Origin of the sequence: Cylindrospermum sp. FACHB-282 (assembly GCF_014697195.1) — a bacterium.
GTDB lineage: Bacteria > Cyanobacteriota > Cyanobacteriia > Cyanobacteriales > Nostocaceae > Cylindrospermum.
The window spans coordinates 21,366-37,664 of sequence record NZ_JACJRJ010000030.1; the positions used below are offsets into that span (position 1 = coordinate 21,366).

The following is a 16,299-nucleotide window of genomic DNA, read 5'->3' on the forward strand; positions in this document are numbered from 1 at the left end:
CTTGCAAATATGTTGAGTTTTGTAAATAGGCTTCGACCTGTCTAAATACAGCTAGTAATGCTCTGCGGAATTAAAAATTCTAAATTAAAAATTAAAAGAGCTTATGAGCTTTGCTTTTCGTCTATTTTGAATGGTAGCTTTATTTCCGCCGTATTCTAGTAGGTATTACCGATGATACCCACAAAACAGTTAATGACGGCTAATCTGATACACTAACTGAAATTTGCAATATATATAAGCTGGTAGCGCACGGGCTGATAATTAAAGGTATGAGCGAAGCTTTATTTAGTATTGAAAATCTGCGAGTTGCCTATCCCCAACGTAGTGGGGAAGAATTAGTATGGGCAGTGGATGATGTGTCTTTCTCTCTGCAACCCGGTGAAAGAATGGGATTGGTGGGAGAGTCGGGTTGTGGTAAATCAACTATAGGAAGGGCTGTAATGCGCTTGCTACCGTTGAATAGTCGGATTGAGGGAGGGGTGAACTTTCAAGGGCAATCGGTGCTTGATTTGACGCCTTTGCAGCTGCGGAAATTTCGCGGGGAGGCGATCGCATTAATTTTTCAAGATCCGATGACACGCCTTAATCCGTTGATGACTATTGGCAACCATTGTATAGAAACTCTACAAGCGCACTCACCGGAATTATCAAAGCAGGAAGCGAAATCAAAAGCGATCGCCACTTTGGCAAAGGTAAAAATTCCTGAGACTCGCTGGAATCAGTACCCCCACGAGTTTAGCGGTGGGATGCGTCAACGGGTAGCGATCGCTTTAGCTTTACTAATCAACCCGAAATTAATTGTGGCTGATGAACCTACCACCAGCTTAGATGTCACCGTCTCTGCACAAATTTTACAAGAATTAACGCGACTGTGTGCTGAAGAAAATATGGGACTGCTGCTGATTTCCCACGATTTGGCAATGGTGGCGGAATATTGCGATCGCCTTGGGGTGATGTATAAAGGCAAGATGGTGGAAAATGGGACAGCAAAATCGATATTTGGGCATCCTCAACACGAATATACGCGATCGCTCCTAAAAGCAGCTTTGCACATTCAATCGGTAGAGGATAATGGGGAATTGGTAATTGCTAATGGGGAAAAAAAGCAATCCCCAATTCCTAATTCTCAACCCCCAATTTTGCGAATCACAGAACTCAAGCAACACTACACCATAGAACCTAACTTTATTGAACGCCTGTTTAAAGCCAAAGAGCAAACAATTAAAGCAGTAGATGGGATAAACTTGGAATTATATCCAGGGGAAATACTCGGCTTAGTTGGGGAATCTGGTTGTGGGAAGAGTACTCTGTCGCGGACAATCTTGCAGCTAATTCGTCCCACCGCCGGCAAAGTCGAATTTTTAGGACAGGATTTAACCAGTTTGTCGCCCCAAGAAATTCGCTCATCACGGCGACAAATCCAAATGGTATTTCAAGATCCCCATGCTTGTTTGAATCCAGCAATGACCGTGGGACAGAGTATAGCTGATCCTTTATTTATCCACAATCTTGCCAATACTACCCAGGCCAAAGAACAGGTTTTGTGGATGCTGGAAAAAGTGGGATTAACACCACCAGAGGATTATTATCAGCGCTATCCTTCTGATTTGTCTGGTGGACAACAACAACGAGTTGCGATCGCCCGTGCTTTGATTACTCATCCCAAACTACTGATTTGTGATGAACCCGTGAGTATGTTAGATGCCAGTGTGCAGACTCAAGTACTGGATTTGATGTTGGAATTAAAGGCAGAATTTGAGTTAACTTATTTGTTTATCACTCATGATTTGTGGTTAGCGCGGTTTTTGTGCGATCGCATAGCCGTAATGAATGGTGGAAAAATTGTTGAACTTGGTCAGACAAAGGAGATTTTTACCAATCCCCAACATCCCTACACCAAAACTCTACTAGCTGCTGCACCTTTATTAGCCAGGGCTTAACTGAGTCCTGACTTTTTTGGTAATATCATGTCTGGATGATTACTTGTCATTGCGAACGCCCACGCAATGACGAATGTTAAACAATTGAAAATTCAAAAATAACTAATTACGCCAATTTTAGATTTTGGATTTTGGATCAGGAACCGCCAATGAAAGGATAACTTTAATAAAACCCTTGCACTAGTTTTGGTGGGAGTCATAGAATTGCTGGCGTTAACGCTGTATTATTTTTGAATATTTTCGCAAGAATTTTGCCCAGATAGCAGCAATGATTATCCGCCATGCAACTGAAACTGACTTACCTGCAATTGTGGCAATTTATAATGCTGCAATCCCTAGCCGCATGGCCACCGCTGATTTAGAGCCAGTTTCTGTAGAAAGTCGCCTTGCTTGGTTTAAAGGGCGATCGCCTTTACAACGTCCACTGTGGATCATTGAAGTAGAAGGGGTAATTGCTGGGTGGCTGAGTTTCCAATCCTTTTATGGGCGACCAGCATATCATAAAACTGCGGAAATTAGTATTTACATTTCCCCTAATTTTCATCGGCGTGGTTTGGGACGACAACTTTTAGGGCTAGCAGTTCACGAAAGCCCTCATTTAGGTTTAAAGACTTTGGTAAGCTTCATATTTGCCCACAATCAACCTAGTTTAAAACTGTTTGAAACATTTGGTTTTAAAACTTGGGGACACTTGCCCAACATTGCAGAGTTGGACGGTGTTGAACGGGACTTAATTATTATGGGGCTACGAGTTACTGAATCTCTTGATTAAATGCCCTTAAATCCCATACCAGATTCTACCTCTTGTTCTGCTTGTCTAGAACTCACCTTGCCAGAGGCAACTCTATGATTTGTCTCAAGCCAAATACCAACCTGGCTCAGGAATATACCAACCAAAATCAAGCTACCGCCGATATATTGAGCTAGGGTAGGAGCTTCCCCCAGTACCAAATAAGCTGCCAGGATACCCACGATTGGGGTAAACGAGCCAGCTAAGGAAGCCGCTGACACTGTAGAAGCTCTCAAACCCTTAAGCCAAAATGACTGACCTAGCACCACAATCACGGCACCATAAACAAGCATCCACTGCCATAGAAAAGGTGAGAATACATCTACAAAATGGTCACTGCCATAGAGAACTAAAGCAATGAAAAAAAAGATTACAGTTCCTAGAGCAGTACGAAAAATACTGAAGATTCCCACGGGAATAAGGGGAAGCCATTCTTTGACAATAATCGTCGAAGCTACTGAAGCCACGGCGGCAATGGCAGCCATTGCTTCCCCAGTGCCGACTCTTAAACTTCCCATGTTGATCATCCCTGCCCCTGGAGGCTGAAGGAGAATAGCTAGGGTAACGCCGACAAAGGCCGCTCCCGCTCCCACAACTTCCCAACGATTCACCCTTTCCCGCAGTAACCAGACAGATAAAGCCATAGTCAAAGGGGGTTCCAAGCGTCCAACCAAGATTATATTGTTGACCCCTGTTAGTGCTAATGCCTGGAAAATCAAGCCAGGGACAAGTGCTCCCGACAAGATAGCTACCGTTGTTAGCATGAACCAATCTTTCCTTGACAGTTGCGTCAAAGTCCCTTTATTCCACTGTCGCCCATAGATCAGAAACATAACTATCAAGGCACAAAGGTTCCCTACAAATAAAACATTACACAGAGAAATTGGATTTCGACCATCTATGAAATGTTGGGCACCGATTTGTGTCAGCTTGCGGGTAACTGCACTAGAGGCTCCAAAAATCAGGATTGCTAGCCAGAGATAGGTTTGACCTGGAATTTTGTGGATAAGACGATGCCATCTTTTCGGTCTGGTCACAATAACACCACGAAAAAAACACTATCAACTATACTCGGCTTCTCTGATTAATTTAGGGCGAGGTGGATATGAGAAAACACTGAAGACAGGCTGAGAGATGACGAGATCACAATCTCCTGAGAATCTGCTGAGTCCCAGGTAAATTTTCTGAAGGGATAAATTCAGACAATTCATAACTTGGTTTCATATCAGCTTCAGTAGCCGATGGGATGCTGTGGACAGTCAAGAAAGTCAACAGATCAGGAAAAACAAATGAAAATCGCTTCTTCTCTGCTCACAAGCGTTGCTTTAGCTGGTATATTGGCTGTTTGGGATGTTCCACTTAAACCAGTCAATCCTTTACTGGGTCAAGCATCAGCCGCAGAAATGAAAGATGCTACAGGTTTGACGACTCAACAAAAAATTGATTTGCTGATCAAGCATAAAGGTCAGTTTGGCAGTGGTGATGAGCTACGTCGTTTCTTTTTTGGTGACCTTGAGCCACTCGCCATCCAACCTGGTGGTGCAGGTATGGTAGTTAACCTTTATAACAAAGCCAATAATGTGACAATTTCTTACTGCTCTACTTACGATGTGGTAATTGCGGTTAAGAAAGGCAAGGTGGCTAAGTTTGAAGCCAGTGAAGTGAAGTAACTTCACGTTTAATCATTTTTCTGCGGGTTGATGGGCAGAAGTTATACCAATTGAAAATTCTCTCATAGAGCCTACGGCTCCGGTCAGGGATACAAAATTCAAAATTAAGAAAGAAAGAAAACTATGAGCTGGAAAACACTTTGTTTAATTGCTGGTCTGAGCTTAACTACTAGTCTCACTGCTTGCTCTAACATTCCTGAAACAAACAATCAGATTATTCCTGATGCCTCTCCTGCCATGAGCAAGGACAAAGCTGGCGATGCTATGAGCAAGGACAAAGCTGGCGATGCCATGAGCAAGGACAAAGCTGGTGATGCCATGAGCAAGGACAAAGCTGGCGATGCCATGAGCAAGGACAAAGCTGGCGATGCCATGAGCAAGGACAAAGCTGGCGATGCCATGAGCAAGGACAAAGCTGGCGATGCCATGAAGCAAGCGCCTACCCCTAGCAAGCCTTAACCGCAACTTTCCAGCTTGGCATCTCACACCATTTCTTTATGAGGCTGCGCTGTATTTTTTGCTCTCTTGTTTTTTCTTTCTTTGTGTCCTTTGCGTCCTTTGCGGTTTGTTGATCTTGCTTGAACTTAAGTTCTAATATAGTGTGTGTGGCGCATCTTCATACAGAATTGGCATCACTTTTCTGGTATTGGGTAATAGGGACTGGGTACTCAGAAAATCTACATCCCCGGTTCCTTTATTTTGGCGCTTTGATTTCAACAGGATAAATTCTCATGAATCATAACCTGCTCCGACGGCGTCAGTTACTTTTTTACTTTGGGTTAGGAGTTGTCCGCAGCAGTTACATATTTATTTTTTGAGGAAATTTTTGAATCATCTGTTGGTGTACTTCATTATAACCAGCACTTTCTAAAGTCTAAAATTGGTATGACTTCATCTAGTCCCTATAAACGCAAAGTACTCTCGAAACCAAGTCAGACTTTCCTAGCAAAAACCTTTCACTGGATTAATATCATCAGCCTAATCTTGATGATTACTAGCGGGCTACAAATCTATAATGCCAATCCGGTGTTTGGTGGGCGTGAGGGTTGGCATTTTCCCGATTTTGTCTTACTGGGAGGGTGGCTAGCAGGTGCTAGAAACTGGCATTTTGCGGCTATGTGGTTCTTCTCGCTAAACTTACTCTGGTATGGACTTTATATTTTAATCACTCGTCGTTGGCAGCGTCGGTTTGTTGATGGCGGTGACTTCAAAGCATTGCAAGTCAGTCAGAACTTAAAGCGCAAAAACTACGCCTGGCATCGGCTAGTTTACACAGCTATCATTCCAGTTTTGCTACTGGCAATCTTCAGTGGTCTTGCTATGTACAAACCTGCCCAACTACATTGGCTTTCTGGACTATTTGGTAGCTGGCAAACTCTCCGCACCGTTCACTTTATTACTGTTCCTACAGTCATACTGTTTACAGTGGCTCACTCTCTACTCGCCCTCAAAGTGGGAAGCCTTCGTCTAATTAAGTCTATGTTCCTGTAGAGGTTTTATGAGTCTGATTCTACCCGAACGTACCCTATCCCGTCGCCGTTTACTGCAATTATCTGGACTTTCGGGGGCAGGGTTGCTTCTGGGTGGCTGTGGGTCAAATTTGTTTTCAAATAATGTCGGGCAAATATTTGAGCCACTCAACCAAACTTTTGAAGCACTTTTGCTCAGTCACAAGCCTGTGCCTGAATTTTCTGTGAGTGCGATTGAGCCAGAAAAATTGCTGGTCAATACCTTTGACTTCACCCCGCAAATTGATCCGGCACAGTTTCGCCTGATAATTGATGGTGAGGTTAGTAACCCTATACAATTGACCATGGCAGATATTCAAAAGCTTCCCTTGACTTCAATGGTGATTCGTCATATCTGCGTTGAGGGTTGGGCAGCAATTGTTCAATGGGGAGGCATCCGATTACGAGACTTAGTGGCATTAGTACGGCCTAAGTCAAGTGTGCGTTACGTCTATTTCAAATCTGCCGACGGCTACTATGAAAGCTGGGACATTGCCTCTGCTGTGCATCCTCAAACCCTCATGGCTTATCAAAAGAATGGGCAACCATTATCAGCTGATAATGGAGCACCAATGCGCCTAGCATCGCCAATTAAACTGGGCTACAAGCAAAGCAAGTGGGTGACACAGATTACCCTGGTTAGCAACTTGTTGCCGACTCAAGGCTATTGGGAGGATCAGGGCTATGAGTGGTTTGCAGGGCTATAGTCTGTTCCTACTTAAATTCTGAGAAAATATTCATCCAGAGGTACGAGATGGAATTTAGAGATGTGATCTTGTTGTTGCATCCAGCGATCGCTATTGTTGTAGTTTTTCCCCTAATTGGCATCGTTATCAACCGCGCTTTCCAAGTCCGTCAACGTCGATTGCAAACCGTAGAGATAGGAAAAAGCAAAATTCCCCCGGTTGTCGGACAAGAACACGTCCAGTTAGGACGCTGGCTAACGGCAGCAGTTGTAGGCGTTGTGCTGATAGCGCTGGCTAACGATATTTTAGCCAATATTTTAGATAACAAAGTTTGGATTACAGCACCATTCCAAGTAATCTTTATCGGGCTATTGTTTCCTTTGGCGATCGCTTCTCTGTATTTACTCTATCGGGCAAAAGAGCAGAACTGGCGTGGTATATTTGCATCCCTGAGCGGCATGGGCTTAGTAGTGCTTGGTTGTCAAGATGGTGTCTACCGCAAAACTGACCAGTGGTATGTTTCCCACTACTACTACGGGCAAATTGCCGCTCTATTGATGATTTTTTCACTAGCTATCTTACCAGAAATCTACAAAGATAAAACCAATCGCTGGCGCCAGGTTCACATCATTCTCAATTCTACCGCCCTCTTACTATTTATCGGGCAAGGAATCACGGGAACACAGGCATTGTTGGAAGTTCCCCTCACTTGGCAAGAACCCTATGTCCAAATGCTTTACAAGCTAAAGTGTGACACTAAACCCTGCACAATTCAAGCGCCTTCTCTACTCCAAAATTCTCAATGAATCTATCTGCAAATTATGTAACAGTACTCTAAGGCAATATTAGCGATTTTCAAATCAGATTAGTTCTAATTAAGACTCTCGCAGTGCATACCCCACACTACGCACAGTGTGAATCAATCTTTTTTCGTTATTTTCCTCCAGCTTCAGACGCAAGTAGCGGATGTAGACTTCGATGATATTGGAATCACCCATGAAATCGTAACCCCAAACTTTTTCTAGAATTTGATCTCTAGTAAATACCTGACGGGGATGGGAGAGGAGATACTCTAATAAATCAAACTCTTTTGCCGTTAACTCAATTGCTCGCTTACCCCGATAAACTTGGCGAGTACGGTGATTTAAACTCAAGTCTTCAAACTGCAAAACATCCTCATCTGGTTCTTGGGTGCGGCGTAGATGAGCGCGAATTCTGGCTAACAGTTCCTCAATACTAAATGGTTTGACTACATAATCATCGGCTCCCGCATCCAAACCTGCCACGCGATCGCAAACTTCGTCTTTTGCAGTCAATAAAATCACTGGTACTGAGTTGCCAGTGGCCCGCAGACGGCGACAAATTTCTACACCTGATAAACCTGGCAACATCCAATCAAGAATGGCTAAATCTGGCGATGACTCTCGCGCTAGCGTCAACCCAGTCATCCCATCATGGGCCACACTTATCTTGTAACCTTCACTAATCAATTCTAATTCGACAAATCGAGCTAGTTTAACTTCATCTTCAACTAAGAGGATGTGTGCTGTCATTTTTTTTACTATTAAACTAAATAATATCGCTAGAGTATAACTATTGACTAGCTATGCAGGTAAATTGATTGTAAATACAGTCCATTCCCCTAACTTTGATTGCACACTCACACTACCCCTCATACCCTCTACAAGTGTCTTGACAATCGATAAACCCAAACCACAACCCCCAGTCCCATGACTGCGAGATTCATCTACGCGGTAAAAACGCTCAAAAATACGTGTTTGGTGTTGTAAAGGAATGCCATAACCCTTGTCGCAAACTTGAATAACTGCTTTGTCATCTAACCGATGTAACTTTAAAAGTACGGGACTACCAGCTTCAGAATACTTTACAGCATTATCAATCAAATTCAGCAATACTTGTTTCAGGCGATTGTAGTCTGCTTTCACCTCAATTGGGTAAGTTGTTGACTCAATTGTAATTAGGCGATCGCTATAGGTCTCTGCCATCACAACCACTTCTTCAACCAATTCATTCAGCACATAAGATTTAATTTGCAAGTGTAAATAACCACTATCTGCCCGTGCTAAGTCAAGTAAATCTTGTAGCAGGCGGATTGTATGTTCGGCTTCCGATGCAGCAGTTTCTAAAGCTTCCCGTTGGATTTCTGTTAAGTTATTTTGTCTTCGCAAAACACTTTGCAAATAACCATGTACAATAGTTAAAGGTGTGCGTAATTCGTGAGAAACATTACTCACAAATTGTCGCTCTTGCTCCCAAGATTCAGAGAGGCGAGATAACAGCATACTTAAGGTTTGAGCTAACTCTTTAACTTCGCTGGGTGCGTTATCAAGATATAGCTGTGCTTGTCCTAAATCTTCTGCGGAAATGGCAGCAGTCATTTGACTTAGCTGGCGCAGAGGTTGCAGAGAACGCTGAATATAAAATGCGCTGGCAACTATGCTCACAGCAATTGCCGAAATACTGGCAATACTCAAACTTCGCACCATAGCTACAAACATCGTTTGTTCGCGGGTAATATCCTGGACTACAAATAGCTTACCTAGCAGCTTACCCTGCACTTGCAAAGAACCACCACTCAAAATAAAGTAGCTTTGATTAACTTTGTAAACTTGGGGTTTAATCGACATCTTGGTAAGAGACATTAACTTAGCCACCGTAGAATCAGATAACAAATCTAAAGTGGCAGATTTAACCAAAATTTTCTGATCAGGACTTTTTAGCCATAATAATGTCCTGGTATTTGCCAAGTTATTAATAGCCTTTTGCAATCCAGTTTCAGGTCGCATCATTTCACTATAAACTTCCACGTCACGCGGTAAGCGTTCAGCAATTTGTTCTATGTTATGCTTATGACTATCAATCAATATTTGCTGCATTTTCCAACTAGTCCATACAGTCAGGCTACCTAATACCAAAGCTGAAAAAGCAGCAATACCAATTGTCAGGCGTAGCCGTAGTGAAAATGGGTCAATTTTCAGCCAATTTTTTCTGATCTGCTTCACTTTTTTAGTTGCGGCTTGGGTGTTATAAAAGATATTATTAATATAATTTAACTGAAAAATATAAGATTACTGTCAAGTATCGATTTTTTTTGAGTTCACCTCTCAATTACTCAAAATTTCCTCTAATAATAATTTAACCGTACTTGCCAGTAATTATATTAATTTAAGCTGAGAATTGGCTGAAAATTTCTGCTGATGTTTACCTCCCCAGCATTTTACACCAGTGATAGCTGATTACAAAACAAATTCAGCTTTATCTTTAAATCACACACCCTAAATTTATCCAGATATGGTATCAGAAGTATTAGTCTATCCCTTATGGCAAGGAAACACAATATTAGCTCAACAATATCGTAATATTCTCTTCAATTGCCAAGGTTTAACAAGTATCGAAGTTTCTCCAAATATTGCCGAAAATGCTGCCAAATTAAGAGCGGACTACAATTTAAGAACACCTGATGCTATCCAGATGGCTACCGCTATTCGTGGAGGTGCTTCGTTTTTCTTAATAAATGATGTACGTTTACCATCTTTACCAGGTTTAACGGTGTTGGCTTTGAATCAACTGATAGGTTGAGTATTTTTTGGTAATGCGATGATCTCATCCCCACACTCCGAAACAGCGATACCTGCGGTAAGCGACGCTAATGCACTCTACACACTCCCCCACACTCCCAAAATCATACTCCGCAGCGTTCCAAAGTGTGATATCTACGGTAAGCTACGCTAACGCATTCTCTACATCCCTAGCTACTTACCCTACAACCTCAAACTGCTAAAATGATAATTGACTAGGCTATTGCAAATTCTGTAAATTTTCTCACATCTGGAGGCTGAAAAGCTAAGACAATATCATTGGTAGTTACACCCAATCTGATTAATTCAGTCGCTATTCCCTCTTCTGTCCAGTCTTCTTCTATGTAGATTTTTTGATTTTTAATCCGAATATGTACATGAGTATATTTAAGCCTTTTGCTACCTTGCCAATCTACGGTCAACCAGAGATAATGATCATGGGTTTCATCAAATACTAAACAAGTTTCTGAATGCTCATCTGGTGATTGACGAGATAAGTTGTCATATTCAGTTAGCACTTGTTTAATTAACTCCCGATATTTCGTTAGTTTATCCATAAAGTAATTTCCTCCTTTTCATTGTTAAAAATAATAAATTCTATTTTGTGAAGTTTAACTACTGCTTGAATAGATTTCCTTTGAAAGAAAGTATCAAATATTGTATCTCTAATTGCTAAATAAATTTCATAATTTTTATTAGATAATTGTAAAATATCACGGTATAAAATATATTGTCCCAAAGCGTTCTCAAAATCTCTCATGGGTGAAGGACTGATAAAACTCTTGATTTCAACAACTATTTTTCGTCCTTGTTGTTCTACTAATAAGGCTTTTTCTACAAATAAATCAGCATAAAGTTCTGCATCTTCATACTGCAAAAAATAGGGGTCAGCTATAATTGTCCAACCATCTTTAATTAAGGCATTCTTAACAGCATCATGATAAATGTCTTTTGCTGGCATTTGTTCCTGGCAATATTGGCTAGGTATTCAGTCTAGTTAATATCATTATACTAATTGACCAGGCGATCGCATTTCCTCTACATCTCCAAAACACCGATACCTAAGGTAAGCTACGCGATGGGCTACGCCCCACCGTAGGCGATCGCATTCACACACACCCCCACACCACCAAAATTATACTCCGCAGCGTTCCCAAGAGCGAACTGACAAGTCAGCACTTGTGCTATCGCACTCCCTCGCATTCCCAAACAGCCGCTTCTTTATAAGACGCTACGCGAATGATTAATCAGGAAAATAGGACTTGCTTGTTATAATGGTGTTTGTGGTTAATACGAGAGAAATTATCTTGTGAAATCTACATTTAACTGGAATCCAGAACAGACTTTAGTTGAAAAACTGATAAATTTGGCTAGTAAACGTGGTCAATCACCGGAATCAATCATTAGTGAAGCTGTTAGATTATACCTGGAAAATCAATCGAGAGAAACAGTTAATGATGCTGTATCTGATCCATTAATTGGCTTATTTGCAGCTACACCTGATTTAGCTATTAATTCAGAAGATATTCTCCAAAGTGAAGTGACTGAGAAATCAGGTTGGACATGGAAAGAACCTCAGCAGTAGCTGATACTGGCTTTGTTGTAGCATTGTTAAATCGTTTAGATACAATGCACAGTAGTGTTACACCAGTATATACACAACAAAAACAAATTTTATTGCCACAAACAGTATTAGCAGAAGTAGCTTATTTAGTAGGGCGTAATGCAGGTTCAGCGACATTAGTAGCTTTCTTAAAAGGATTATCTGCAAGTAGATTTATTTTAGTACATTTGACAGATCAAGATGTAATCCGTGTGGCAGAAATTTTGGATGAATATGCAGATAGTCGGATTGATTTTGTAGATGCAAGTGTTATGGCTATAGCTGAACGTTATGCTATTAAAACAATATTGACCTTAGATCAGCGAGATTTTAGATTATTTCGACCTAACTATTGTGATTGTTTTGAAATTTTGCCTTGAAGGAAATAACTTTTAACAAAGTAGCGATCGCACCTCTCCTACACTTTCAAGCAGCGAACTGACAAGTCAGCGCTGGCGCTATCGCATTTCCTCTACATCTCCAAAACACCGATACCTAAGGTAAGCTACGCGATGGGCTACGCCCCACCGTAGGTGATGGCGCGGAGCGCCCGCTGGAAGCGATCGCATTCCCACACCTCCCAAACAGCTATATCTTCCCTTGACAAATATTTTCATACAATTAACATGAAATTATCAAATAATTTATTGAAATTATGCTGTTTAACCTGAGCAATATTCACCCCTTATCAGAATTTCAGCGAGGAGCAAAGATGTTTATTGATAAGTTGAAAGAAACTAAAGCTCCTATTGTGCTGACTGTGAATGGTAAAGCTGCTGCTGTGGTTCAGGATGCTGAAAGTTATCAAAAACTGATTGATAGACTTGAATTACTAGAATCTATTGCCACGATACGTAAAAGTATAAATGAGTTTGAACAAGGTGAGGGTATGCCCTTAAATCAAGCATTTGCAGAATTTAAGAAAAAATATGGCATACCGGATTGAGATTTCACCTAGTGCTATTGCTGATATTGAGAGTATTTTCCTGTGAATAAAAGAGGATTCACAGGAAAGAGCTTTTCGTTGGGTGCGGGGATGTGCAGTTTCAGTAATGAACTTTTGAAGCTTTAACCGTGATTATACTGGATAACAATATGTATTGTGTAAATTATAATAGTTTTGATGAGCATTTCTTAGATTATATTCTATGAGAGAAACAGGCGTAATCAAGTTTTTTGGCAAAAACAGAAAAAATCAGAGAATTAATTTTGGTTTTATTTCTCGTGTTAGCGGAGATGAAATTTACATCAACAAAGAGCAAACCTGTTATACTACTGCTGAATTAGCTGAAAGATTAGGGGTAGAAGAAAGTATTCTTGAATCTGAGAAATTAAAACCTAATCTGTCTGAATGGAGCATCAGCAAAGATCCAAAAGCGATTGAGTGGGAATACTTATCCGAGACAAATAATTTTTACCCTGTTTCTATACCAGAAGCATTGCGCGTTACTTTTGAAGTAGTAACCAATATAGAAAAGGGTAAAAATGAAGCTAAGAGTTTACGTATTTTATTAAATCAACAAACTAGCATAGTAGAAAGTTCTCAGCCTGAGCAGAGGGCTAATATTACTATAAATATTAGTGAAGATAGCATAGATGATATTGACTTAAATTCACTAGGTGCTTATTATCCATTATCTAGAAATACAAAAGTTACATATTCCTTTGATTCTAGTGAGAATTTTAGGCAGTTACCACTAATTAAGAGAGTAAGTACGGTTCACTTTATATACTGTTTATATTTAGAGAAATTAGATGCAATTTATTGGGGAATGACATCAAATTTAACCCAAAGAATGCAACAACATTATCGAGGGGAAGTAAGATCAACCCGTGAAGAAGCTGTAGAAGGCAAGATGTGGATTTTATATACTTTACCCTTAAGAACTAGAGAAGAGGCTGAAAAAGCAGAAAAACAAGCATGGAATAAATCAGGAGGAGGGTTATTGACAAATAATAACTATTCACGTGGTAGACAGACATATCTAGAAGTCGAATATGCTGGAACAGTAGCAAGAATGGATTTTGCTTATCGTCATCTCATCAATTTAGGTTGGCTTGGTACAAAAATCACACTCAAAGATTTTTTAAGCCATACATCTAAATATTTACAATTATGGGATAATATGGGCAATAAACTTAATCAAGATGTGTTAGCTGAAATTTATAATACAGAGCAAACAAAACAGGATATCAACAATTATTTAAGTAAAAGAAAATCTCAAAAATCTGAACTAACATCTGATACCAGCCAAATCAAGAAAATTATAAAAAATGAAATACAGTATTTAGTTCAGTATTATGCTTACTTAAATGATAATAATCAAGAAGTTATATCTGGGGTTATTGCAACAGTTCTAATAATTGCAGATTATAAAAATATAAATACATCTGAGATATCCATTTTGCATCTAGAAGCATACGAAACTAAGGAAGAAGCACAAAAGGCTTTAGAAAATATAAATTATCAAATACCTAACATATATTTATATTTATTAGATCATGGCTGGAATGGAAGAAAATTCAATATAAAACTTCTTTTATCTGCTTTTTCTCAAGTAATTAAAATACAGAAACATTATTCTAATTATTCTCACAATGAAAGGTTAAAGGTTTTGAGAAAATATATTATAACACCACAGAAAGATGAGGAATCTTATGATATCGCAAATATAGGAAAAAGATTGTCTACATCTGCTAATGTTAACTGGCGTACTTTACTTTTTCCCCAAGAATGGATTGATATTTATGAAGAGTATGAATTTCGGCAGCAGAATGTAACTTCATCTGATTTAGGAAATCGAAGAAGATTAAAAATGAGGCAAAATAGATTAATCGAAATGGCTAATTTAGAAGCACTTTTGTCACCAGATTCAAATACAGCAGATCAATTTGTTGCAGAATCAGATACAACGGACTGGACAGACTTCGGTAATGAACTGTATTAAGATAGCAATTGCTCAAAAAACTTCTCTGAAAGCCATAAAAAGTCTATAATTCCCGCTGAATACACTACTATATAATCTTCATCTTTTGAGAATATTGGGTCAATTTCATGGCAAAAATTATGCCTTAGCTCAAATATTTTTTTGACGCTATTAAGCATTGAACCATGAAGTTCCTCATCTATCTAGATTAACTAACCTTGCTTGATTTTCTTCATCATATTGAATAATATTTGTTGATTTTAAATTTTGTCTTGTAGACTTTAATTCCCTTAGAAAGTCACGCTTTGTTAAAATTTCAATATTTCCATGAATTGTTTCTAGATTTTTGGTTGGTAAAAGATGTGCTATGAATTCTCCAATTGACACTGATTTAATGTCAAGATTTATTGCGTCTTTAATACTTATTTGAATGTCTTTTAAGTTTATGGCATTTTCTTTATAGGGAGAACCATAATCAATTAGATTAGCATATATATGCCGGAAGTATCCCTCTATACAAGCTACAAAACCTATAGGGATATATCGCAATAGTTCCTCCCTAAGTCCTCGTGAGTTTTGTAGTTTTTCATAAGATTGTTTGATCCACTCATCGTAGCCTTCGCATTCTTCTAATCCTGACAAAGACCAACGATCCACATCTTCTAGAAAATCTACTACATAACGAATCGATCTTATTTCGTTTAGTCTTCCTGAAACTAATTCCCATCGTCTGCTTTCAGGTGGCAAACGACCTTTTTTCGCTAAGATTTCATCAACATAATTGCGCTTTTTTTGGTTATTCATAATTCCTGTTTAAAATTACTGAATCGAGTCATAAGCGGCAAATTTGTGTTTCTATGTTTCTATTTGTAGGTTTTTTTGAACCGAGTAAAACCCAACAAATAATCAGTTATCCAATGTTTAATATCAGAAACTGACAATCTAAGTAAGATATGTTTACTATCTAGATAATATCACCAAATCGTTGCCAAATTTAGCACAAAACTATTTAAAACATCTTCCCCTGATACCGTAGCAGGAGATTCTAAAACCTCAACCTCTTGTCGTTGTCTATAAATCTCCACTTGTCGAGATTTGCGATTAATTAACAAACCTAAACGCACACCATTATCCTGATATTCCCTCATCTTTTCTTGTGCAACCTTCAAACTATCACTTGGGGAAAGTAACTCAATCACAAAATCAGGACAAATGGGGGGAAACTTCTCTTTCTGTTCCTCAGTTAAAGCATTCCATCTTTCTAATTTTATCCAAGAAGCATCAGGGGAACGATCTGCACCGTTAGGTAATTTAAAACAAGTAGAAGAATCAAAAGCGATGCCAGTACCATCAGCATCAGTCCAATTAAATAATTGTTGATTTAGTCTACCATTACGATTTCCCGTTTCTCCCCCCGTAGGTGGCATAATTATTAATTCTCCGCTTGCAGTGCGTTCAAATTTCAAGTCGCGGTTTGCTTGACATATCTGAAAAAATTGCTCATCTGTCAGTTCCAGTGCTGGTTTCAGGTTAACGGTTAAAGCATTCATGTTGATATTCCAGATTGAAAAAATAA

At 39.5% G+C, this 16,299-nt stretch carries 19 protein-coding genes; 12 read left to right on the forward strand and 7 right to left on the reverse strand.

Annotation, left to right across the window (positions count from 1 at the left end):
- Window positions 1-269 precede the first annotated feature (269 nt).
- Both H6G32_RS16215 and H6G32_RS16220 read left to right on the forward strand, forming a co-directional pair.
- Window positions 270-1,940, forward strand: a complete 1,671-nt coding sequence (locus H6G32_RS16215; protein ID WP_190460091.1) for a dipeptide ABC transporter ATP-binding protein — start codon at window positions 270-272, stop codon at window positions 1,938-1,940.
- Between the two features lie 268 nt (window positions 1,941-2,208).
- The gene (locus tag H6G32_RS16220) at window positions 2,209-2,712 is read left to right on the forward strand and encodes a GNAT family N-acetyltransferase (RefSeq protein ID WP_190460093.1); all 504 of its coding nucleotides are present in this window, start codon (window positions 2,209-2,211) and stop codon (window positions 2,710-2,712) included.
- Here H6G32_RS16220 and H6G32_RS16225 read toward each other — a convergent pair.
- Window positions 2,709-3,767: a DMT family transporter gene (locus tag H6G32_RS16225; protein ID WP_190460095.1), complete on the reverse strand. Its 1,059-nt coding sequence runs from the start codon at window positions 3,765-3,767 to the stop codon at window positions 2,709-2,711. The genes H6G32_RS16220 and H6G32_RS16225 overlap by 4 nt on opposite strands.
- A gap of 252 nt (window positions 3,768-4,019) precedes the next feature.
- Here H6G32_RS16225 and H6G32_RS16230 point away from each other — a divergent pair, with 252 nt between their 5' ends.
- The 5 genes from H6G32_RS16230 to H6G32_RS16250 all read left to right on the forward strand — a co-directional run bounded on the left by H6G32_RS16230 (window position 4,020) and on the right by H6G32_RS16250 (window position 7,400).
- The gene (locus H6G32_RS16230; protein WP_190460097.1) at window positions 4,020-4,400 is read left to right on the forward strand and encodes a hypothetical protein; all 381 of its coding nucleotides are present in this window, start codon (window positions 4,020-4,022) and stop codon (window positions 4,398-4,400) included.
- 123 nt (window positions 4,401-4,523) lie between these two features.
- The gene (locus H6G32_RS16235; RefSeq protein WP_190460099.1) at window positions 4,524-4,859 is read left to right on the forward strand and encodes a hypothetical protein; all 336 of its coding nucleotides are present in this window, start codon (window positions 4,524-4,526) and stop codon (window positions 4,857-4,859) included.
- Between the two features lie 426 nt (window positions 4,860-5,285).
- The gene (locus H6G32_RS16240) at window positions 5,286-5,891 is read left to right on the forward strand and encodes a cytochrome b/b6 domain-containing protein (RefSeq protein ID WP_190460101.1); all 606 of its coding nucleotides are present in this window, start codon (window positions 5,286-5,288) and stop codon (window positions 5,889-5,891) included.
- 7 nt (window positions 5,892-5,898) lie between these two features.
- Window positions 5,899-6,615, forward strand: a complete 717-nt coding sequence (locus tag H6G32_RS16245; protein WP_190460103.1) for a molybdopterin-dependent oxidoreductase — start codon at window positions 5,899-5,901, stop codon at window positions 6,613-6,615.
- A gap of 47 nt (window positions 6,616-6,662) precedes the next feature.
- Window positions 6,663-7,400 carry a DUF4079 domain-containing protein gene (locus H6G32_RS16250; RefSeq protein ID WP_190460104.1) on the forward strand — a complete coding sequence of 246 codons (738 nt, stop codon included), beginning with the start codon at window positions 6,663-6,665 and terminating at the stop codon, window positions 7,398-7,400.
- Between the two features lie 69 nt (window positions 7,401-7,469).
- Here the strand turns inward: H6G32_RS16250 and H6G32_RS16255 are convergent, their stop codons facing one another.
- Together H6G32_RS16255 and H6G32_RS16260 are read right to left on the reverse strand one after the other, a co-directional pair.
- The gene (locus H6G32_RS16255; protein ID WP_190460106.1) at window positions 7,470-8,147 is read right to left on the reverse strand and encodes a response regulator transcription factor; all 678 of its coding nucleotides are present in this window, start codon (window positions 8,145-8,147) and stop codon (window positions 7,470-7,472) included.
- A gap of 51 nt (window positions 8,148-8,198) precedes the next feature.
- The gene (locus H6G32_RS16260) at window positions 8,199-9,617 is read right to left on the reverse strand and encodes a sensor histidine kinase (RefSeq protein ID WP_190460108.1); all 1,419 of its coding nucleotides are present in this window, start codon (window positions 9,615-9,617) and stop codon (window positions 8,199-8,201) included.
- A gap of 289 nt (window positions 9,618-9,906) precedes the next feature.
- Here H6G32_RS16260 and H6G32_RS16265 point away from each other — a divergent pair, with 289 nt between their 5' ends.
- Window positions 9,907-10,194 (forward strand): type II toxin-antitoxin system VapC family toxin, encoded by a 288-nt coding sequence (locus H6G32_RS16265; RefSeq protein WP_190460110.1) that lies wholly within the window; start codon window positions 9,907-9,909, stop codon window positions 10,192-10,194.
- Between the two features lie 214 nt (window positions 10,195-10,408).
- Here the strand turns inward: H6G32_RS16265 and H6G32_RS16270 are convergent, their stop codons facing one another.
- Window positions 10,409-10,750, reverse strand: a complete 342-nt coding sequence (locus tag H6G32_RS16270) for a XisI protein (RefSeq protein ID WP_190460112.1) — start codon at window positions 10,748-10,750, stop codon at window positions 10,409-10,411.
- Window positions 10,738-11,154 (reverse strand): XisH family protein, encoded by a 417-nt coding sequence (locus tag H6G32_RS16275; RefSeq protein ID WP_190460115.1) that lies wholly within the window; start codon window positions 11,152-11,154, stop codon window positions 10,738-10,740. Before H6G32_RS16275 ends, H6G32_RS16270 begins: the two co-directional genes overlap by 13 nt.
- A 348-nt stretch (window positions 11,155-11,502) precedes the next feature.
- On the opposite strand from H6G32_RS16275, the gene H6G32_RS16280 reads away from it, so the two are divergent.
- The 4 genes from H6G32_RS16280 to H6G32_RS16295 all read left to right on the forward strand — a co-directional run bounded on the left by H6G32_RS16280 (window position 11,503) and on the right by H6G32_RS16295 (window position 14,744).
- Window positions 11,503-11,778 carry a hypothetical protein gene (locus H6G32_RS16280; protein ID WP_190460117.1) on the forward strand — a complete coding sequence of 92 codons (276 nt, stop codon included), beginning with the start codon at window positions 11,503-11,505 and terminating at the stop codon, window positions 11,776-11,778.
- Window positions 11,757-12,176: a type II toxin-antitoxin system VapC family toxin gene (locus H6G32_RS16285; RefSeq protein ID WP_190460119.1), complete on the forward strand. Its 420-nt coding sequence runs from the start codon at window positions 11,757-11,759 to the stop codon at window positions 12,174-12,176. Before H6G32_RS16280 ends, H6G32_RS16285 begins: the two co-directional genes overlap by 22 nt.
- A 275-nt stretch (window positions 12,177-12,451) precedes the next feature.
- Window positions 12,452-12,742 (forward strand): type II toxin-antitoxin system Phd/YefM family antitoxin, encoded by a 291-nt coding sequence (locus tag H6G32_RS16290; RefSeq protein ID WP_199328130.1) that lies wholly within the window; start codon window positions 12,452-12,454, stop codon window positions 12,740-12,742.
- Window positions 12,743-12,944: 202 nt separating this feature from the next.
- On the forward strand, window positions 12,945-14,744 hold the full coding sequence (locus H6G32_RS16295) for a GIY-YIG nuclease family protein (RefSeq protein WP_190460120.1): 1,800 nt from the start codon (window positions 12,945-12,947) through the stop codon (window positions 14,742-14,744).
- A gap of 174 nt (window positions 14,745-14,918) precedes the next feature.
- On the opposite strand, the gene H6G32_RS16300 is transcribed toward H6G32_RS16295, so the two are convergent.
- Both H6G32_RS16300 and H6G32_RS16305 read right to left on the reverse strand, forming a co-directional pair.
- A complete protein-coding gene (locus tag H6G32_RS16300; protein ID WP_190460121.1) occupies window positions 14,919-15,527 on the reverse strand; it encodes a hypothetical protein in 609 nt (202 codons plus the stop codon).
- Between the two features lie 170 nt (window positions 15,528-15,697).
- Complete coding sequence (locus H6G32_RS16305) at window positions 15,698-16,273, reverse strand: Uma2 family endonuclease (protein WP_190460122.1); 576 nt, start codon at window positions 16,271-16,273, stop codon at window positions 15,698-15,700.
- Between the last annotated feature and the right edge of the window lie 26 nt (window positions 16,274-16,299).